The 20,339-nt window shown below is 68.4% G+C and carries 18 protein-coding genes; 15 read left to right on the top strand and 3 right to left on the bottom strand.

Annotation, left to right across the window (positions count from 1 at the left end):
• Nucleotides 1–86 precede the first annotated feature (86 nt).
• From OG788_RS39990 to OG788_RS39935, 12 genes are read left to right on the top strand one after another with little or no spacing between them, the layout of a single operon-like run.
• Nucleotides 87–1,061 (top strand): hypothetical protein, encoded by a 975-nt coding sequence (locus OG788_RS39990; RefSeq protein WP_406375833.1) that lies wholly within the window; start codon nt 87–89, stop codon nt 1,059–1,061.
• Nucleotides 1,058–2,272: a hypothetical protein gene (locus OG788_RS39985; protein WP_406375832.1), complete on the top strand. Its 1,215-nt coding sequence runs from the start codon at nt 1,058–1,060 to the stop codon at nt 2,270–2,272. Before OG788_RS39990 ends, OG788_RS39985 begins: the two co-directional genes overlap by 4 nt.
• Nucleotides 2,273–2,292: 20 nt before the next feature.
• Complete coding sequence (locus OG788_RS39980) at nt 2,293–2,748, top strand: hypothetical protein (protein WP_356756379.1); 456 nt, start codon at nt 2,293–2,295, stop codon at nt 2,746–2,748.
• A gap of 51 nt (nt 2,749–2,799) precedes the next feature.
• Nucleotides 2,800–3,105: a hypothetical protein gene (locus OG788_RS39975; RefSeq protein ID WP_406375831.1), complete on the top strand. Its 306-nt coding sequence runs from the start codon at nt 2,800–2,802 to the stop codon at nt 3,103–3,105.
• Between the two features lie 3 nt (nt 3,106–3,108).
• Nucleotides 3,109–6,369, top strand: a complete 3,261-nt coding sequence (locus OG788_RS39970; RefSeq protein WP_406375830.1) for a hypothetical protein — start codon at nt 3,109–3,111, stop codon at nt 6,367–6,369.
• A complete protein-coding gene (locus OG788_RS39965; RefSeq protein WP_406375829.1) occupies nt 6,366–7,751 on the top strand; it encodes a hypothetical protein in 1,386 nt (461 codons plus the stop codon). The genes OG788_RS39970 and OG788_RS39965 overlap by 4 nt, the downstream gene beginning before the upstream one ends.
• A complete protein-coding gene (locus OG788_RS39960; protein WP_406375828.1) occupies nt 7,748–8,242 on the top strand; it encodes a hypothetical protein in 495 nt (164 codons plus the stop codon). Before OG788_RS39965 ends, OG788_RS39960 begins: the two co-directional genes overlap by 4 nt.
• Nucleotides 8,239–8,781 carry a hypothetical protein gene (locus OG788_RS39955; RefSeq protein ID WP_406375827.1) on the top strand — a complete coding sequence of 181 codons (543 nt, stop codon included), beginning with the start codon at nt 8,239–8,241 and terminating at the stop codon, nt 8,779–8,781. Before OG788_RS39960 ends, OG788_RS39955 begins: the two co-directional genes overlap by 4 nt.
• Nucleotides 8,765–10,696: a hypothetical protein gene (locus OG788_RS39950; RefSeq protein ID WP_406375826.1), complete on the top strand. Its 1,932-nt coding sequence runs from the start codon at nt 8,765–8,767 to the stop codon at nt 10,694–10,696. The genes OG788_RS39955 and OG788_RS39950 overlap by 17 nt, the downstream gene beginning before the upstream one ends.
• On the top strand, nt 10,696–11,169 hold the full coding sequence (locus OG788_RS39945; protein ID WP_406375825.1) for a hypothetical protein: 474 nt from the start codon (nt 10,696–10,698) through the stop codon (nt 11,167–11,169). Before OG788_RS39950 ends, OG788_RS39945 begins: the two co-directional genes overlap by 1 nt.
• Nucleotides 11,162–12,586, top strand: coding sequence for a baseplate J/gp47 family protein (locus tag OG788_RS39940; protein ID WP_406375824.1), 1,425 nt, complete (start codon nt 11,162–11,164; stop codon nt 12,584–12,586). The genes OG788_RS39945 and OG788_RS39940 overlap by 8 nt, the downstream gene beginning before the upstream one ends.
• A 39-nt stretch (nt 12,587–12,625) precedes the next feature.
• The gene (locus OG788_RS39935) at nt 12,626–14,977 is read left to right on the top strand and encodes a hypothetical protein (protein WP_406375823.1); all 2,352 of its coding nucleotides are present in this window, start codon (nt 12,626–12,628) and stop codon (nt 14,975–14,977) included.
• A gap of 6 nt (nt 14,978–14,983) precedes the next feature.
• On the opposite strand, the gene OG788_RS39930 is transcribed toward OG788_RS39935, so the two are convergent.
• Nucleotides 14,984–15,598 carry a hypothetical protein gene (locus tag OG788_RS39930; RefSeq protein WP_406375822.1) on the bottom strand — a complete coding sequence of 205 codons (615 nt, stop codon included), beginning with the start codon at nt 15,596–15,598 and terminating at the stop codon, nt 14,984–14,986.
• Nucleotides 15,599–16,083: 485 nt separating this feature from the next.
• Between OG788_RS39930 and OG788_RS39925 the strand changes: the two genes are divergently transcribed.
• Nucleotides 16,084–16,518, top strand: a complete 435-nt coding sequence (locus tag OG788_RS39925; protein ID WP_406375821.1) for a peptidoglycan-binding protein — start codon at nt 16,084–16,086, stop codon at nt 16,516–16,518.
• A gap of 129 nt (nt 16,519–16,647) precedes the next feature.
• On the opposite strand, the gene OG788_RS39920 is transcribed toward OG788_RS39925, so the two are convergent.
• On the bottom strand, nt 16,648–16,953 hold the full coding sequence (locus OG788_RS39920; protein ID WP_406375820.1) for a hypothetical protein: 306 nt from the start codon (nt 16,951–16,953) through the stop codon (nt 16,648–16,650).
• 284 nt (nt 16,954–17,237) lie between these two features.
• Here OG788_RS39920 and OG788_RS39915 point away from each other — a divergent pair, with 284 nt between their 5' ends.
• Both OG788_RS39915 and OG788_RS39910 read left to right on the top strand, forming a co-directional pair.
• Nucleotides 17,238–18,122: a DUF6424 family protein gene (locus OG788_RS39915; protein WP_406375819.1), complete on the top strand. Its 885-nt coding sequence runs from the start codon at nt 17,238–17,240 to the stop codon at nt 18,120–18,122.
• 196 nt (nt 18,123–18,318) lie between these two features.
• Nucleotides 18,319–19,356, top strand: coding sequence for a hypothetical protein (locus OG788_RS39910; protein WP_406375818.1), 1,038 nt, complete (start codon nt 18,319–18,321; stop codon nt 19,354–19,356).
• Between the two features lie 319 nt (nt 19,357–19,675).
• Here the strand turns inward: OG788_RS39910 and OG788_RS39905 are convergent, their stop codons facing one another.
• Nucleotides 19,676–20,101 carry a hypothetical protein gene (locus OG788_RS39905; protein ID WP_406375817.1) on the bottom strand — a complete coding sequence of 142 codons (426 nt, stop codon included), beginning with the start codon at nt 20,099–20,101 and terminating at the stop codon, nt 19,676–19,678.
• Nucleotides 20,102–20,339 lie beyond the last annotated feature (238 nt).

Raw genomic sequence — 20,339 nt, 5'->3', positions numbered from 1 at the left:
CTCTTCGCCCACCACGCGTCGATCTCCAGTGCGGCTGGTACCTCACCTGTGCCGTGCCAGACCCGATCCGCGGAGAGGAGATCCTCATGCGCTTCCGCGACCGCGCACTGCTGCGTCTGCTCGACGCGGACGAGCGCGCCGCACTCCTGACCGCTGAGGTGGGCGACCGCCTGCTCGCAACCGCGTTCCTGTCCCAGGAGGCGACGGTCGGACCGGTCACCGCCGTGGTGACCCGTCAGGTGAGCCTGATGCCGGCGTCCCGGACGCCGCAGCCGGTCGAGGCACACCTGTACGACATCCAGTCGACCCATCAGTGGAGACTGACCGCCCAGTTGCCCCTGACGGAACCGACGGTGGACGCCGACGCCCGGCTCGACCTCACCCTGCTCGCGAGCCGCGCGGGTGTGCAGACCTCGGTCACCGAGGTGAGCGTGGAGGATCTGGGTGGCATCGCCGCCCTCGACGCCGTGGACGCCCGCATCGTCGCCGAGGACGGATCAGTGCCCACCGATGCGCAAGCCCTGCGGGAACGCCGGCTGGTCTCGCTCGTAGGCATCCTGGAGGAGCGGTTCGACACCAGCGCCGAAGCGCCTCTGGGTGACCTGCTGCGCAGGCGCGGGGTTACCTTCGAGGAGCTTCGGGCCGGCCTGAGTACGCCGCACAATCCACTGCGGCTCCGGCTCAAACTGGTCGAGGACGCCACGAAGCCGGCGACGGAGACGGCCTTCAAGGTGGTCTGCGTGGCCTTCGTGCTCGACGGCCCGTTCGACGATCTGGCCGCGCAGTTCGCCGGGATCCAGCTCGGGATGGCGCGGACGGCGGCGAGCGCCGAGCTGCCGCAGCCACCGCCCGGGACGACCGTACGCACGGCAACGCCCGCACTGCTGCTGTTCCCGGAAACCGCCCTGGACGATGGGGACCTTCCCACGGACTCCACCGGTATCGACCCCTCCGACACCGCGCGTCTGCGTGCGGCCCGCCTCACCGAACTGACCACCCGGCTGAGGCACATCGGCATCGTGCCCGTCGCGGTGCCCTCACCGCCAGGAGTGACAGCATGACCGTGACCGCCGAGTTCCCCTTCATCAAGGTCACCATCGACACACGCGGCCTCCAGTCACTGGCCAGACGCGCGGTGGGCAACATCGCCGTCGTCGGCTCGACCGGGGGATTCGGAGACGCCGAGCCCGGCGTCCCGCTGCAGATCGGCGACGAGGCGGACGCGCGCAAGCACCTCGCGAACCTGGACAAGGGCGCGATCGCCGACCACGGCAAGAGCGCCGGTCCGCTCTATCACGCCGTGCGGGCGGCTCTGCTCCAGGACCCGGCACCTTCCCGGGTCTACGCCGTTGCGACCGGCACCCGTGACGGAACACCCGGCCCTGACGGAGAGCCCGCCGCTCCCGTACCCGACTACGGCGCGGCCCTGGCCGCGGCCGCCGCCCTGCCCGTCCAGTTCGTCTGCCTGGCCGGCGAGGTCGATCCAGCCCAGCTGGAATTGCTCAAAAACCATGTGGACGACGTCAGCAAGGCCGGCTCCGCCAGGATGGGCGTCGCCATGGTCGACCCTGATCTCGCCGTGGGCGACGCGACGTTCGCGGCGGCCGCCAACAGCGCGTACACGCAGGTCAAGAGCGACTCCAGCCGCATGATCCTGGTCGCCGCGCGGGTGAAGGTCGACAACGGCAGACCGGCGTTCGACGTCGCGGCCGCGGTGACCGGCGCCATCGCCGGATTCCCCCCGCATGCGAGTGTGCTGATGAAGCCGGTCCGCGAGGTGAGGATCCCGCTGGAGGGACAGTTCACCGGCTCCGAGATCAAGGAACTGGCCGAAGCCTTCATCATTCCGGTGATCGACCCGGAACTGATCCCGGGCGAGGGCCTGTTCCTCGGCTCGGGGCGCTGCTACACCACCGACACCCAACGGCTCTACGTCGATGTCGTGCGCGTCCTCGACCACATCGAGTTCCTGCTCAAGGCCGGTCTGATCGGCGCGATCGGCGACACGCGCATCGACCGTCTGGGCATGCAGGGACTGCGCTCGAGGATCGACGGGATCCTCAGCCCCCTGGTCGGTTCGGGAATCATCACCGAATACACGATCGACATCCCGTTGCTGCCGATCCTGGAGGCCGCCGAGGCCAACCGCTCCCCCGGCCAGGCCACGACGCTCACCGCGGCGCGCACGGAACGCGTCGTCGAGGTGCTGCTCACCGTCACCTACGCGGGCTCGGTCCACTTTCTCGACATCAATCTCGCGCTCAAGTCCTGAGCCGGTTACCGGAGGACGCCGTGACCACTCCCAGCACCTGGGCCGACACCCGTCTGGCCGTCGTCGTGGACAACAAGGTCGACGCGCCGCTCACCCCCGTGGACTCCTTCACCCCGACGTTCACCCTGAACACGGAGGTGGTGCACTCCCTGGAGGCCACCCACGTCGGGTACATCGCCAACCCTGCCAGCTTCACCTTCACCCTGACCGTCAAGGCCATCGGCGGCGCGGCGGCCCTGCTCACCAAGATGGCCATGGAGGGTACGGAGTTCTCCATCGGGCTGTACCAGGCCAAGGGCAGCAGCACCGAGGAGTGGGACTTCAAGAAGCTGCTGTTCAACAAGTGCCTCATCACCTCGGCCAACCCGTCCAACGCCGTGATCAGCGGCGCGCCCTCGGCGGTCTTCGGCGGTGTGGCGCGGGAGGCCGTCGTCGACGACGGCACGGAACGGAAGCTGCCGCCGGTGGTGGCGTAGCGGGACAGACCTCGTCCACAGCCACGGCAGACACCGTACGAAGGAGTCTTCATGACGGACGCCACAGGCCGCCCCGAGGGCCCCTGGCCGGGCAGCGGCGACGCGCGGCCACGCGGCGGACGCGTGCGCAGGACGGGGATCGCTCTGGTGCGGCGGGGCGAGATGGTGGTGCCGTTCGAAGGCAGCGAGGCCGAACTCGCTCTCGCCGAACAGGACGCACGCCATGACATCCACGTCCATCTGCCGGTCGTCGTGGAAGTCGTCGGAGCGCCGCAGGCCCATGTGGTGCGCGAGGCGGTCGACGAGGCACTGCGCCGGGTGCGGCAGGCCATGGACGCCCATGCGGAGGGGGGTTGAGGCGTGGCCCTGCACGTGCACCTCCCGCTCCAGGTTCGTCTGGTGGAGCCGATCACGGCCCAGGAGCTCGTGCTGCTGGAGCAGACGGTCGGTGACGCCTGCCGTACCGCCCTGCTCACCGTGCGCCGCGAGGTCACCGACCCGCGCGGGGACGGGCGCCGTATCGTGCTCGACCGTCCGGCTCCGGTCTTCACCGGCCTGCCCCCGGCCGAAGGAGTACGCGAGGGAGTCCGCGCGGCCGTGGCACGCGGGCTCGCGGAGGCCATCTCCACCTCGGGCCTTCTGCAGCGCAGGGACGTGCCAGGGGTGCGCACCGAGGCCCGCGCGGACGAGGCTTTCGACGCCTCGCGTGCGGGCGGGCACGGGAGCGGCAGCGTGTACCGGGTCCCGTCCTACGACCACGGCGGCGAGGAGGTGGCGGTCCCGCTCCTGGACAGCGGCAAGGGCGACGAGCGTGCCCCCTACCGTCGGCCCGCCGCCGGACAGGTTCTGACCTGGGCCGAGGCCCTGACCGTGGCGTGGGACGCGCACGTCTCCCGTTACGGGGCGAAGTGGGACCCCGCCCGTCTCGGCTATCCGGGATACGCGGGCCTGATCTCCGTTAAGGGCGGCCCGGCCGTGGCGGCGCTGGCCTGGCTCAGCCAGGTCGACAGCATCCAGCCCGACGGGCAGATCCTCGAAGGCGACTTCGTTCCTCAATGGCACCCGCTCGAACTCCTGAAGTGGCGCAAGACCGGCGGCCGCGCGCAGTTCCACCGCGACAGGCCGGCCGGAGGTCTCGGCACCTTTCAGGAGCTCGTACGCACCGACCGGCCCGGCACGGTCGACGAACTCGAGAACATGATCAACGAGCTGCTGGACGAGCGCCACGAACCGGCGTCCCATCCGTTGCGTGACCCGCTCGCTCGTCGTCGTTATGCCGAACAGCTGCTCTCCGGCGCGGAGGGGCCCCGTGTCATCTGCCGGCTGACGGGCGATCAGAAGCTGTTCGCGCTCATGAGGAGCACCATCGAGTCGCCCATCCGCTTCGTGACCGCGTTGCCCGCCCCGGCGGAACCCAAGACCGAACACGGAGCGGGCGAAGCGCCACCTCCCGCGAAGCCTCCCGCGAAGCCCGCCCCGAAGGCGACTCCGCCGAAGGCCCCGAAGAGGCAGGCCGGTGCCAAGGGCGGCAAAGGAACCAAGGGCACCAAAGAAGCCAAGGATCCCAAAGACCTCGCTTCCCGCCCCGGCGCGGGGGAGGAGGAGTCCGCACGCGGAACACCCGGGCGCCCCAAGGGCAAGGGGCGGGGGAACGTCTGGCCCGTGACCGGCGTCAACGGCGAGGAGCTCACCTGCGCCCCCTACGCCGGCGAGCCCTCCCTGCTCAGGCTTCCCCACGGCGGAACCCGCCTGAAGGAGAGCATGCTCCGCATCTCACGTCTGCTGGACGTCCCCGACGACTGCCTCTACCCGGGGATGTTCACCGTGAACTGCGCCCGCTTGATCGCGACCCGCGCCCACGGCGTCGGACTGGCCACCCGCCAGAGCACGGCCACCACCGAGGTGACCGTGCGCGGCGACGGCAAGGGCAACAACGGCTTCCTCGACCTGCGCCCGGGCCAGGCCCCCGAGCTGAAGTTCATGCGCGTCCTCGGCGAGGTCGCCGCCCTGGTCCGGGAACTCGCCAACGATGTGGCGGCGACGTACGAGCACCAGGCCAACGCCGGTGCGCTCCGGCCCTATGCCGGACAGCCCGGGACGCAGGCGGCGTCCTGGGGACTGGCGTTCCTCAAGGACGTCCGTCAGCACCTGACGACCGGTTGCATGTACATGTATGCCGAGACATGCCGGATCCTTCTGCTCCAGCAACTGCGGTCCTCGCGAACGGCGATCGAGGAGCGCCGCGGAGGCCACAAGGAGGAGACGCTCCAGCATTTCACCCAGGCCCTGGACGTGCTGGGCGGCAGCGTCGTCAAGCTGCTGGTGCTGCGCAGGGCTGTACGCCATGCCGAACGCACCTCCGTCACGGGAACCGTGCGCCACGTCCTGTCCGCACGCGAGATGAAATACCGCGGGGGCCCTCACGCTTCCTCCTACGAGGCCCCCGCACCCATCGGGGCCGTGGACGCACAGATCCTGAGCCGGCTCGACGACGCCCTGATCGAACGCCGGGCGACCGCCTACGTGGCCGTGCACGGCGGACGCTCGTGGACGGTCGGCCAGTTGGAGGAGGGGATCAACGCCCGGCGCGCCCTGGTCAACCAGGTCGATCCGCTCTTCTTCCAGGTCGGGGACATCGAGGATCTGCTCAGGTCGGCCCACGCCGACCCCTCGCACGTCCGGACCTACCTCACGGCCCTGCTCGACAGGATGGCCTCGGCCAACACCGAGATGACCCGCAGGGCCGAGGAGGAGGCAGCCGGGGCGTTCTTCGCCCTGGAGACCTCGCACTGGATCCCGAACGCGGGAGGCAGGGACCACCGCGGCATCCAGTACGACCTCAAGGGCATCCACGGCATGGCCGACGAGGAACTCAAGCCGTATGTGGGGGGCCTCCCGGAGTACGCCCTCGGGGTGAACCTGGCGATCGGCCGGAAGGCGCACCTCGACTCGGTCCTCAAGGTGGCAGGCACGGCGGGCGTCGTCGTGCTCGCGCTGTTGTGCGCTCCGCTGGGGGCGACCGCCGCGGGGCTGATCTCCGGCGCGGCCGGTGTCGCGTTCGCGTACCGGGACTACGAGGAGGCGGAGGAGCAGGGACAGCTGTACCGCTCCCTGGAGGACCCGGAAGCGCTCGTGCGGTGGCAGGAAGTCGAGGCCGCTCAGCTCATGGCCACCGTCGGGCTCGCCTTCGCGCTCTTCGATCTCGGGCACACGGCGATGAGTGCCAAGATCGTCGGCGGGGCGGCGCAGGCGGTGAAGGCGGCCCGTCAGGCGGCCCACGCCCAGGGACTCAATGTCGCCACCGCCGTGTGGCGGAACATCGTGGCACAGACCACCGAAGAACTGCTCAAGCACGCCCTGGCGCAGGCCGTCACCCAGATCGCGGTGATGGAGGTGATGGACGAGCTCACGGCCAAAGTGCTCGGCCCCGTGATCACGGACTGGAGCCGGGAGCAGGGACTGCTGCACGGCACCCTGGAGCCGGCCGAGGAACCGGCTCCCGCGCCCCCGCCCGCCGCCGGACCTGCCCCCTCCTCCCCCTCCCTCGCTCCCGCCCCCGCCGCCACAGCCGCTCCGCCTCCGCCACCACCACCTGCGCACAAGGAGGGCAACGACCGATGACCGTCGCAGCCGACCGCGCGGCAGCCCTCGAGGGGTTGCGTACGTGGAGCCGCAAGAACCCCTCCGTCCGCGCGATCACGAAGGTCCTGAAACACGTCTACGGTGACGTGAAGGGGGCCAAGGCCGCCGACTCACTCGTCGAATGGCTGCTGCTGAGAGCGCTGGGCGTGCACCAGAACCGGCTGCACACCTCCCGGGACCGGCTCCAGGAACTGCTGGTCCGTCTCCTTGAAGACCGCGACGTCCTGCGCACCAAGGGCAGCCGTGCCCGGCGCAGCCCGGAAGCACAGGGTGCCGACATGCGCGCCCTGGTCAAGGAGTTCGAGAACCTCAGGACGTTCCAGCAGACCGTGCGGGAGGCGATCGGCGACGGCGAGCACGACTGGCAGACCGGATTGCGCAACCAGATGGAGACGCAGCTGGGGCTGACGCGCTCCCACACGCCGGTACTGCCCGCGAAGACGGCGGAGGTCGCACGGCTGCTCCCGCTGATCAACCCGCCCCGGCTGGCTCCCGGAGCCCATCCCGCCATCGAAGGCGCCGCACGCTCCTTGCTGCAGGCGATGGAGAACCACCCACCTCGCCCGGTACGCCCGGTGCCCAAGGGGCGCAAGGGATCGTACGATCCCTACACCGCCAGGCAGTACGCCGGAACCCAGTCGACTCGGGTCAGCAACGCGGCGAAGACCCTGGTGGCCTTGTTCCGGGGCAAGGGCAGGAACGCCGTCGCCGAGGCCGTGAGGGCCGTCGTCGGCGGGTCGGGCGACCTGGCGGAACGGAACCGCATGATCATCGCCATCCTGATCGCACACAACCGCATCACGCCGGGCAAGGCCGTCCCCCGGGGCGGCCCTCACGTCAAGGCCGGTGCCTTCCAGCAGAGATGGACCGGATCCTCCTTCGAATGGACCGGCCGCCTGCGGCAGCCCATCCGCGGCTTCACCACGATCGGGATCGACGGCATCGTGGAGGGCTGGGTGCGCGACGCCAAGTACTCCGAGACGCCGCTCGCCGAGTCCGGCCACCTCAGGGGCCGCGTGGTCCCGCCGAAGAAGGGCCGGGTGCCCGACGACGTCCAGGGCGGCTTCCCCCGACGCGACCGGCCGTGGGAGGCACACGAGACACCGGACGTCGCCACGCAGATGAAGCCCCCTCCCCCGGTGTCGGCACGTGAACGGATCGCCGTGTACGAGGAGAAGACGGGGATCACCCTCGAGGCCGAACTGGAACGGCAGTTGGCCTTCGCCCATGACAACGGGCTGCGGGGGGTCCAGTGGGTGACCAACTCCCCTGATCTGGCGGCGGCGTTCGAGGAGATCCTGGGCCCCAGACTGCGCAAGCCCGGTGTGGAGTTGCAGTTCAAGGTGGTGAGCGAACGATGACGTCCGCGTCCAAACTCGACGAGTTCCAGCGTCTGCCCTCGGCGATCCTCACGGACGGTCTGCTGGCCGTCCCGCTGTTCGCCGTTCAACAGCTCACGTTCACCGAGCGCTACACCATGCCCCCCATCGGCACCCCCTCCTTCCGGGCCGCGGTCGGCAACGCGGACGAGAGCGCCAGTCTGTCTGCCCTGCTGATCGGACCCCAGCGCCACGCGTGGAAACAGGGACTGGAGCTGATGGCAAGCTTCGCCAAACGCGGGGGCGCCATCGGCCGCTTCACCGGCGGCAAGGTCTCCGGACTCATTCTGGCCACCCGGATGTCCGTCCGCATGAACATGCATGTGACCGAGCTGCAGTTCATGGCGTCCACGCAGCGGATCGACACCATCCAGGTCACCATCGGGCTCCAGCACGTGGCCCCTCCCGGACCTGTCGACCTGCTCGTCGACGCCGGCATGCTGGCAGCCTCCACCGCGACGGAGTTCCTGTGACGAGCGCCCTGCCGACAGGTTTCAGCCCACTGCCGTTCAACCCCGCTCGCGGCCTGCCGCAGCAGGTTCGGGTGACGGCGAACGGCCGTGCGCTCGCCGTCGTCCTCGTTGCGATGACCGGCGACATCGTCGGAACACTGACCCTGGACCGCACCCGTGTGGTGGTCGACGGGACAGCGGAGCTGGCTCCGCGCGACGCCTCCGGCGAGGAAGGGGTCAGGGCCGGCCTGACCGCGCGGCCGCCGGACACGGCGGGTTCCGCAGGGGTGCGCCCCTATCTCGTCGTTCTGGACGGTGGACAGGTGATCGGATCGGCTCCGGTGGTCGTCGGCCGTCCCATGGCGTTCGGGACCTCACAGGCCGCCGGTCTGGTGATCGAGGTCCTGGTCACCGAATTCCGCCTCACAGCGGGCGCGCTGGTGGAACCAGGGGACGTCGGCAGCCGCATCGTCGCGGGCTTCCGGGAAGCCGGAGCCGGCGGACCGCCGCCGCGCCCCGCCGTGCCACGGGAAGGGAATGTTCATGACCTCCTTGTCTGATCCGATGACCGAGGCGGTGGTCGGATTCCAGGCCGGCTGGGCCCTGGTGTTCCGCAAGGACGACGGCAAGGGCTTTCCCGACGCGAAGTCCGAGCCTCTGCGGCTGACGCACACCGACTGTCCGGCCGAGATCAGGGTCGACACCGACAACACCCTGCGCGGCGCGACCTTCGCGGTCACCGTGGACGGGATGAGCGACAGTGACTACGACCGCGTCGCTGCCGGCCCCTATGTGCACCTGGAGATCCGGCTCGGCTGGTGGGACCTCAAGCGGGGGTTCGTCACATCGGCCCTCGCCGCCATCGGTGCCCCTCTGCCGGGAGGCGGTGGCGAGAACGACGGCTTCAACCAGGTACTCGCAGGCCGTGTGCTCGCCGTCGAGCGCTCCCGCGCGGAATTCACGTACCGCGCCCGGTTCGAGGGCATCGACGCGGCCTACCACCGCATGCAGTGCTGTCGCCCGCAGCCGGGCACACAAGTGCCGCACGCGAGCGTCGTCGAATACGCGCGCAAGCTGTGCCAGCAGGACCCCAAGGTGGGCGTGCCGGTCCTGGGCGAGGGACAGGACGCGCCGGTCGAGAACCCCGGCATCTGCGCCGACGGATCCGTCGTACAGGCGCTCAAGGACCTCGCCCGCCTCACCCATGACGGCGATGCCCGCGCCGAGGTGCCGATGTTCCTGCGCGCGGGCACGCTGCACGTGGGGCGGTGGACAAAACCAGTGGGTGGCGGCCGGACGTGGGAACTGACACCCGCCACGGGCCTGGTGGAGAGTCGGCCGGTGGTCGAGCGTGATCCGGACGCCGTGTCCCTCGGCTCCCCGTTCGACGCGCCGGAGGTACGCCGGTTCGACCTCACCCTGCTGGGACGTCCGGACATCGGTGTCGGTGACATGGTGAACGCCGATCTCCCCGTCCCCTCCCCGGCGGGGGCGACCGGCACGCTCGCCCACTCGGCCCTCGGTCCGCTCGGCGACGCCGTCAATGGCGTGGCCCGCGGGCTGGGCGTCGGCACACCCTTCCTCAATCCCGAGGAGTACGGAGTCGTCGGCGTCCACCACCGGCTCAGCGCCGCCGAGGGATTCGTCACCCGGCTCACCGTCGAGCGACGGACCGGTGACGACCGGCAGGCCGTGGGACCGAGATCGGGCAGTTGCGACGAGGCGGCCAAGTTCGCGGCGAGCATGGCCGAGCAGCGCCGCCGCGCCGCCCTGGACCGCCGCACGCACGAGGTGGGGCTCGTCCGCAGCCAGGACGTCGCCCAGACCTTTCACGACGGGCACGACGTGGCCGCCCAGACCGTGTCCATCGACGAAGGGCTGGCCGACACGCCCTCCCCCAACCTGCCCGGAAAGGCCGAACCCGCAAAAACGCCCACCCAGCTTGCCGGCAAGCCCTATCTCACGCCGTACGCCTTCGGTGGGACGGGCCTGGTCGTGCCCCATTACCCCGGCATGCGCGTGGTCAGTCTGCACTACCGCGAGGAGCCGCAGAACGCCGTGGTCACCGGGGCCCTGTGGGAGAACGGCAAGGCCCCCGAGTCCCACCTGGGCGACTGGTGGCTGAGCCTGCCGACGAACCTGGCCGGAACCGGCGTCGAAGCGGGCTCGGGAGGGGATCCGGCAACGGCGCCGGCCCCACGGGACGAGGCCAGTCACGACCTCATCGACGGACGGGGCAACCGCGTGATCGAGGTGCGCGGTCTACGGATCAGCGTGGGCAAGGCCCTGATGACGAAGGTGGGCGAGCGGCCCACCGACGCCGCCTCCGACCAGGTGGTCATCGAACACGCCACCGCGCAAGCCAGGATCGCCATCGACTCCTGCGGCAACATCGAGATCAGCACCGGCGCCGATCTCACCCTGGCCGCCAACAAGATCACTCTTCGTACCAAGAGCACCGTGGAGGTGGTCTGATGCCGCCAGGCCCCATGCCCAGCGGACAGGTGGGCGCCGATGTCGAGCGCCGCTGGCTCGGACATGGCGTCGCACTGCGCCCCACGAGTCCCGACGGCATCGGCCACGACCTCGTCTTCGCCGACGGCCCCGACGGCCGGGACCTCGCACGCGTCGAGGGCGGTGAGAACCTGGCCCAGGACCTCGCTGTCGCCCTGCTCACCGCGCCCGGCACCGACCCTTTCCATCTGCGGTTCGGCTTCGACGGGCTCCAGGTCCTCACCCAGGGGCTCACCCCGCCCATGGCCCTGGAGATGCTGAGGCTGTCCGTGCTGCGTACCGTCGCGGTGGACTCCCGCGTGGCCGAGGTCCTCGACCTCACTCTCACCGAAACGCCCCCCGGCAGCCGGCGCTGGCAGGTGGACGTCGTCCTGCGCACGGTGCTCGGCAACGTTCTGCAGAGCACGATCGGAGAGGTCACGGCCGATGGCTGAGGACGATCAGGCAACCGACCTGGAGAACCTGGCGCGCGTCAGCGGCTCCGACAAGGCCTTCGGCATCACCCCCCAGGGCTTCGTCCCCAAGCCGCTGGCCCGGCTCCTCGACGAGAAGAAGGCCGCCGCTCAGGTGCTGTTCGGCTCCGACGTCGACCTCACGGCCGGCAGCACCCTGCGCAAGATCCTGGAGATCATCGCCCTGGAGGAGGCGCGGACGTGGGTCCATCTGGGACTGTCCTACGAGGACACCCGCGTGAGCACCGCGGTCGGCGACGCCCTCTCCCGCCTGGGCGCCGAACTGGGCCTGCCCAGGCCTCACCACCGCGCCACCGGAAAGGTCACGCTCAAACTCGCGGACGCACTGGCCCCCGACGTCCCCGAAGTGGAGATCGAACGCGGAACCCGCCTGCTCACCACCGGTGGCCAGGACTATTTCCTCGACGAGTCCGCCACCCTCACCAACAGCGGCCAGCAGGCCACCGTCGCGGTGAAGGCCGTCGCGCCGGGACCGGAGTTCAACGCCGACCCGCACCACGTGGACCAGGACGGCACCACCCCGGGAAGGATCAGCCGGTTCAACCCGGCCGATCCCCGTACGGTGCACCGGCTCGCCCGGACCGGCGGTGTCGAGGCCGTGACCATCGAGCACACCACGGCCACCGGCGGCGGCGAGCTGTACTGGAGCGACTCCCGCTACCGGGACCTCCTGCTCGCCCATCCGCGCAACGTCTGGTCGCCCGAAACCATGCGGATCACCGCCGCACTGGTCCCCGGCGTACGTCAGGTGCTGGTGAAGGACCTGTTCGGCGGTCTCGACATCAACCAGCCGATCTTCGGCAGCTTCTCCTTCCTGGAGCGGCTGTTCTCGCAGGAGCGCAGCCTGGGCGACCCCACCTTCTTCACCGTGCTCGTCGCACCCGACGAGGGCGCGATCTGGGAGGGCACCGGCCAATTGCGCGACCAGGTCGCCGCAGCCCTCGATCAGGTGCGTCCCGTCGGCATCGCACCGAAGATCGAGCAGGCCCAGCAAGTCAGCGTCGGACTCAACTGCAAGATCTCGGTGGACGGCCTGCCCATTCCGGTCGGCCTGCCCGAGGCGGTCAAGGTCTCTCCCGAGGCCATCGCCCTCAAGAGCCGGATCCTGGACCGCGTGCGGCGCCGGGTGCTGACCCTGGGGATCGGCGAACCCGTCCGCTACAGCGAGGTGCTGTGGGCGGTCATGGAGGAGCCCGGCGTCGTGGACGCCCGTGACCTGAGACTGCGCCGGTTTCCCCGGCGGCTGCCGTCCGTACCGCTCGACGGGCCGGAGGTGCCACAGGAGGCCCAGGAGCTGGAGCCCTTGCAGGACGTCGAGATCAGTCCCACGGAAATCGCCCTGCTCGTCGACTCGTTGGAAGACATCGTCATCGTGTGAGGTTGAGTTGAAGGCATCGACACCGGCTCGGGGGCTGCGATGACCGCGCTCGCCCCGGACAGCCGCCCCCTGAACACCTCCGGACTGGAGAGCGCGCTCGCCGCGCTGCCACCCGTCTACGCCGCCGCGGCACGGCAGCGCACCGTGCCCCTGTCCCAGGGCGCATTCAGCGTCACCGGACCGTTCCGCGAACCCGTCCTGCTGGTGCGACTGCGCCGGCCGCTGGCGGACCAGGCCGTGGTCGTACGGTGCACAGCGGGAGGGGAGCACCCACTGCCCCCGGTGGTCTACGCACCCTTCTCCGGCGCGGGAACACTCCTGCCGGCGTTCCTTCCCCCGACCCCGTCCGGCGGGCCGGGTCCCGCGGACGAGGCCGACGACACGCTGCGGATCACCGCGCAGGTGCACATCGTCCCCGCCCCGGACTGTCACGCCCCGATCCCCGCGGAGGAGGTCCTGGGATCCGCGCTGCCCGAGGACCAAGCCGCGGAGCTAGTGGAGGGCGTCCTGCTCGAAGGAGTCCTCGCCCGTCTCACCTACCTCGCCACCATGGAGAAGCAGAGGATGATCCGTCAGGCACGGGAGATCTCCGCCTGCCGGCACGTCGAACTCGCCTTCTCCGGAGCCCTCGACTCGCTCGGCAGGGATCTCGGCGTCCGCCGCCTGCCCGACGAAGGCGACGGCCCCTACCGCGCCCGGCTGACGATGTTCACGTCATGGCGCCTTCCCACTCCGGCAGGTCTGGCGGACGCGCTCAACGGACCCGGCGCGGACGGCGCACCCAACGCAGGCCTGCCCTCCCGATTCGGGATCTCCGCGAGATTTCGCGTGCTGGAGCAACAGAATCCGCTGGCCCTGTCCACCCGGCTGGTTGCCGTCGGAGCCGCCGGTGCTGCCCGGCTCACCAGGTTCCACTCCGTACTTCGCACCCTTTACCTGCTCGACCTGGACAAACCCGTGCCACCTCTGATGCCGGCCGAACGCCGACAGCAGCTCGAGGACGCCCGGCAGGAGCTGACCACCCAGGTGAGCAGGCCGGCGGGCCCGCCGGCGGTGAGCCACCTGGCACCCTCGCTCGCCATCGCCCTGGCGCGCCTGGTCCGGCTGATGCGCGCGCTGGGAGACACCGACACCATCACCCTGCGCCGGACCCATGTCGAGGAGTCCGACCCGCTGCACGAACTCGGCCTCGGAGCGACCATCGACCGGTTCAGCCGGCAGCGGCTGGCGGCCATGGCCGAGGCCGTCCACCAACTGGCCGCCGGCACAGGCGACATGGCGAGCCTGGCGCGCATGCTCGTCCCCCTGCCCCACTCCAAGGACCCGGTGGGCAGGTGGCTGGTGGAGCCGTGCGGCCTGCGCACGGTTCACGCGCTCACCTCCAGCACCTTCTTCGTCTCCGGCCTGCCGATGTCCGGGCTGACCATCGACGCTCCGGCGACCCTGGCACCTGGCGCGACGGCCGTCTTCCAGGCCCGCCACAGTGCGGACGCCGCCTCGAACGGTCTGCATGTCCTGGCAGCCGAGGCGGTCCGCCTGGCCGAGGACCGATTCGTCACGAAGGGGCTGGGCTCCGCCCCGACGCCCTTGACCGGCGACGGCCTCGACGCCGTCCTGAAGAACGTGGCCGTACGGGTGACCGTCACACCGCCGGACCAAGTCGCGTCCCTCGTCGCCGGGGACCTGCTGGCCGAAGCCGGAGCTGCGTTCACCGACGAGGTGCGCAAGGTTGTCGTGATCGATCAGGTCGTGGCGTATCCCTTCACCGCCGCGCAGCTCACCGCACTGGGCAGCGGGGACGCCCTGCGGACCGCCGTTGCGGCACGCGTCGAGTCGCTGCTGGAGAGCGGCTTCTACAGCGTGCACGGGGTCTGGGACGCGGACGGGAACCGGCTGCTTCTGCTGGCCGCGGTCTGTCTTCTGCCCGGCAGGCCTCCCAAATACGGTGAGAGACCCCCCGCGGAGTTCAGGTGGTTCACCACGGAGGTGCCCGAGCCGTCCGCGCCGGGCACCCTTCCACTGTCGCTGGTGAATTCCAGCGGCGGCCGGATCGGTGTCACGGCGGCCAGGGAAGGACTGGCTCTGATGGTCTGTCTGGGCCATGCCCGCCGGGGGCTGGCCGATCCGTACGAGGTGCGAGTGGAATTGCCCGAAGGCACCGTCCTCGACCGGGACCAGTACGGCTACGTGATGAACGTGCTCGAGAACCTCTGTCCTCTGGGCATCGAGATCAACACGACTGAACTGCGTCGCAACCACGTGCAGTTCACCGATGACGGGGTGGAGCAGCCCTTCCTTGCGCGGGACATTTCACGCACGTACCGCCGCTACCGGCGGCCCCGCACCGTGGACACGGATCCGGGCCGTGCAACGAAACCGCCAGGCCGTTGACGACGCTCAGTGCGTCTCCTTGTACCTCACCTGAAAGCCGGTGAGCACCATGGTGTCCTCCATGGCCGCGCCGTCGGTGTGGGCGTGGATGAAGTAGGACGCCTCGGGATCGATCAACGCGTCGGCGGGGGCGGGGGTTCTTTCCGGTGGGAACACCTGGTCGGGCTGGGCGACGATCTGGACGACATTCTTCTCAGCACCCCCCGTGAGCTTGCGTCGGACCAGGTCGACCTTCAACTTGCCCGTCCCGCTGCATGTGCCGAACGCCCTGAAACCGGTGATCACACCACTGGCCGGCAACAGGACGGCGACAGCACCTTGGGCCTCTTCGGCATCGGACGGCTTGCTCGCCTCACCCGCCTGCGAAATCTCCCATCCCGCGGTGCCCACCGTACTCAGCACAGCCGCGATGTTGACACTGCGCGCCACTTCCGCGGTCGTCGCGAGCGAGTTCAGCGCCTCGCTGACCGCGGTGAAGCGACTGCCGACCGTGCCCAGATCCGCTTCCAGGTGCTGGAAGCGGATGTTGAATCCGTTGTCACCGCCGGCCGCGACCCGGTCCACGGCGTCGATCCAGGGCGTGTGCTTGAACGTAGGATCGAACGAGATATCGAAGGCCATGGGTGCCTCCTCTGCCGCTGGGCACGCGTTTCGGGCGGAACGGTCTCCACGCCGAGCCCACCTGATCACCATCGTGCATCTGCCCAGGTACACCTGTCCAACGGAGTCGACGACCCCTTACCCCAAGGCGACGCTTGAACCGGACGGCCTGGCGGCCTCCGGAGAAGATCAGATCGTTCACCGCGCAGATCTTGATCCGGCGAACCTCGCCCGGGCCTCATGGGGCCTCACAGCTGTGCGAACCGCGGAGGAAATCCGCTTCCACGCGAGGGGCTTGAGCCAAGAACGTTCCAGAACAGAGAACGGGGCGTCAGCGATCCGCGGGACGACCGCTCGCCGCTCCGCGAGACAAGCACTGATACGGGGCCGGCACTGTGCAACTCGGCATGTGGCCACACCATTACCCAAGCAGTTGACGCGTAAATAGCTGAATAGCAAATGACTTCGCGCTTGCATATCATCAAAGGCCTACTAGAGTAAGCCATATGAGTGAAACAACAACGCAGTTCTACGTCGTGAAGCAGGGCGACAACCTGACCAAGATTGCCGCCAAACACGGTCTGACGCTTAACCAGCTTCTGGACTGGAATCCGGAAATCACCGATCCGAACATGATTCGGGTAGGACAGCGAGTCCGCGTCTCCGCACCTGAGTCGTCAAGCGGGTACGAGCCCTTCCCCGGTACGCACTTCTTTGTTCCGGACACGGTCAGCCCGATCATCGAGGCCATGGGCTACCGCCTCATCGAGGAGCATTGCTCGGCCTACCCCGGCGAGCCCGACTACCAGTGGAGCGACGCCGACAAGGCCTCGTACTCCAAGTGGCAGCGCAAACTGGGACTCTCCGGCTCGGACGCAGACGGCATTCCGGGCAGGAAGTCCTGGGACAAGCTCCACGTGCCCGCCGTTCTGGTCGACTGATCGGCCGTCGGCCTCCTCGTCGGCCGAGCGGGCCCTTGCCGATCCGGCGCGGGGTGCAGGCCCTGCCGAAGGACGGTGCCCCGGAAGACAGGGAGTCACTTCGTCGGGAGAGGAGAGGAACGACCTCAATCAGAGTGGGCGTGCGGTGTTCAAGTGAACCTGCGCCGCGGTGACATGAGACCCGAACGGCGCCCGGCGATGCTCGTCGAACGTCACGATGTTCTCCGCGCGCTCGAGCTCTTCCTCGGCCGCACCCAGAATCGTCTGGCCCTCGAGCCTGCCGGAAGCCCGCATCGTGCGCTTACGCTCGCCCACCAGAGCTCTGAGTTCGCGAACTGAGGCGTGGTCATCATCGAGCTCCCAGGAATGTCGTTCGCGGTACCCACTCCAAGCAAGGCCCCGGAACCCTTCCTCGAATCCATTGACCAATCCCATGCGCCCCTGGTCCGCATTCAGCCGGGCCGAGCGAGCACAGCCCACTCCCGTCCTCCCGTCCTCCCACCCTCCCGTCCTCCCGTCCTCCCGTCCTTCAATGAATCCACGACGCACCAGCACCACGGCTGTGACACGCCAAGTGACGGACGTGCGGCGGGACTTCAAGAGAAGGGACAGCTGCCCGCCGACTGGCGCCGGCCTTGACTCCGGGCGCACGATGGAGGCAAAGGCACAAGCACTGCGGTCTGGCGCAAGTCCGCGTCACCGGCGCGAGGAGGCCGACCATGACGGACACCGCTTCAGCTTCGGCAACCGATTCTGGACCCCCGGCAGCACTGACACTCGGCGGCACGGAATCGGAGAACCACCCCTGGAAGATACAGCTGGTCGATCATCCCCCGCGGTTTGAGTCGACGTTCTTTCGGGCCGCAAAAAAGGTCGCGCACAAGATCCTCGACGAGATGAGCGAGGACGACCTCCCCTACGGGCCCCAGCCCCCCGGCGCCGAACACTGGGAGATGCACCACGGCGGCAGTCTGTGGGTCAAGGGGGCCGGCGGTTGGCGGATGTACCGTGCACGGGTCGGCATCGAGTGGAGCATGCAGTTCTGTGCCGACCCGGCGAAGGTGGACCGGCTGCGACGGGAGGCCGCCGAGCTTGTCGGTGCCTTCCCGGACACCCTGCCCGCCCTGGCGCAACTGGGTTACAGGGACGCCGAGAGGCTGCTGCGCACCCCGATCACGGACGCCGACGGCGTCGAGCAGTGGACCGACTCCCTGTTCAACGCGTGCGTACCGATGGGCCACGGCAACCACCAGGGCGTCCTGCCTAAGGTGCCCGGGGAACACCACTACCCGTGGCCCGTCAAGGGCGCCGACTTCGTCCGGTACGACGACTTCGAGCTGTGGGTGACTCTGCCCGACGGAACCCACGGCGCCGTGGCCCCGGTGGACCGGCGCGGATCGGGCGACGGACACGTACGCCTGATGCATGCGCCCGAGGGGAGCCCTGCGGGCGAAACCCTCGTCGAGGCCCAGAGCCTCGGGAAGATGGCGGTCTTCCCGGCCAACAGCACTGTCGCCCTGGAGGCGTTCAAGCATCAGATCGAGCCTGGGCGACGCACCGCGGCCGGCGCCCTCGTCACCGCCGCGACGCCGCAGCGGGGCTGAGCGGGCCGGCGCATCAGCGGTTTTGCTGTCAACTTCCAATACCAGTGGGCCACTTGGACGACCCAAGAATGGGCAGCGAGGGGCTGGTCACTTCGAGTGGCTCGCAACAGCGGAAGGGGCGAAGTCGCTGCGCCCAAGGACCCCAGGCACAGACCGGCGCCGGTGTGCTCGCTCCTCGGGGAGAAGAGGGAACCTCATGAGTCGAGCCAAGACTGACGAGGGATCAATATCCCACACCGTCGCGAAGTCCCGCTGGCGGGTCAGCTGCGAAACCCGCACCGACTGGATGGAATGCACAGCCAGGATAGCGGCAATAAAGCGTGACTGTACGGTCGATCCAGAATCCGGAGAGTGGAGCGCCGGGCCAGAGGAATTTCGCGTTGCCTACAACGGGGTGTTGCTCAATGCGGCGCAGTCAAAACAGGCAGCACAATCAAGATGCATACCCTGGGAATACGCAGGCTATGCTGATATCGCGATCTCCCGAATGCAGGCGGCCGATGCACTGCTAGTTCGCCTCCTGACGGACGAAATGCTCTGCGGTGAACTTCCCAGAATCAGACAAACCGTCCAAAGCCACTTGAAACCCCAAGATCAGCGACGTAAGTGGCTCGACTCCTTCAAGGAACAGGACGGGGGAGGAATTACCCCAGTCGACCGTCAGAGAATAGAGAGTGCGCTACGCGGGGCATATATCGCGAATGGCTTCACCCGTGGCCGTCTTCGGACGTTCAACAATATTCTTCTTGTGGCGGCTGTCGTTCTCATCGCCCTGACGGTACTGCTCGGAGTCTTGAACGCACACTGGGGGTCCAGCCTCGCATGCAGCGACCTTGGGACCAAGCTGGTATGCCCCCTGGGTAATAAACCGAACCACAGTGACATTCTGCTGATCGAACTCGTCGGAGCGGCCGGGGCAGCGGTATCGGCAGTATATTCGTTGGCGAGGGTACAGCGAGTCGAAGACCCCTACATGGTCCACGTCGGCCAGGCGATACTGAAGGTGTCCCTAGGCGGAATAACGGCAGTTCTCGGGCTGCTTCTACTGTTTGCGACACCAGGATTCCACGTCACCACGACATGGGAGATCTTTGCTTTCGCAGCGATCTTCGGATACTCGCAGCAAGTATTCACCCGATTCATCGACTCCAGAGGTGACGAACTCCTGAAGGCGGCATCTCCAAACGGCCAAGAGATTCCGCCTGCCGCCGGCACAAGAGAGCATGAACAATAGGAACAAAAACTGGTTCGGCCACATCACCGACCGCAAGCCGGGCCGACAAAAGCGACGGCCAGTGAAGCGGCGACGAGGGCAGGATTCGAACCTGCGTCCACCCGGGATCAGAGCCGGGCGCCCCAAAGCAAGTTCAACTCAAGATCACTGATACAAGGACGACTACAACCACCGGCATGTCGTCGAGTGCGGGATCAATCGCCTCAAGCGCCACCGGCCCGTCGCCACCAGGTACGACAAACTCGCCGTCCGCTACGAAGCGACCGTGCCGGTCGCAGCCATCAACGAACGGCTGTGACCAGCACTTTCACGCCAGACCCTAGTCCTCAAAGGGGACAAACTCGGCAAGCGCAGTCCAGTCCAGGGGACGCACGATCGTGGCCAGGCGAGCGAAGGGATCCTGCGCAGACGTTTGGAACCACATCACGGAGAGCACCGTATGCCCAGGCTCCGCAATGTCCTCGGGCTGCCACCAAGACGTCAGTCGAGCATGAACCGCTTCTCGCGGCAGCCACTCCTCGACTCGCCCCTCCGTATCGGCTCGGAGCTTGTCGAGATCATGCACATACAAATGCGGCGTCGCCGCCATCGCCTTCTCGATGCCCATCAGACGAAAGCGACGGTGTAGCTGTGGCGTCCCTTCGAGCATACCTTCACGGTCGTCACTTACCGTGAGTGCACGAAGCTCGGCGCGCACTGGTCCCACTTGATAGCCACGCAACTCGCCATTCCTCGTCTGGATCATGGGCCAGAGGGTAGGGGTGTCCGACAAGCGGACCAAACGACTTTCGCAACACGCCCTAAAAAAGCGCTTTGTCCCTGAGAGGTTGTTTAAGGGCTGTCCCGTTATCCGGTGCCGGGCTGGTACGCCACTACCCCCAGGGTGGGAGGTGTCAGCTGCTGAACTTGGTGCTTGCGTTCGACGCCTGCCCCGGGAAGAGTCCGTCCTGCGGACACCGTTCGGGGCGATGTCGGGGGAGCAG

The organism is Streptomyces sp. NBC_00647 (assembly GCF_045207245.1).
GTDB lineage: Bacteria > Actinomycetota > Actinomycetes > Streptomycetales > Streptomycetaceae > Streptomyces.
This window is presented reverse-complemented; position numbering and strand designations above follow the sequence as displayed.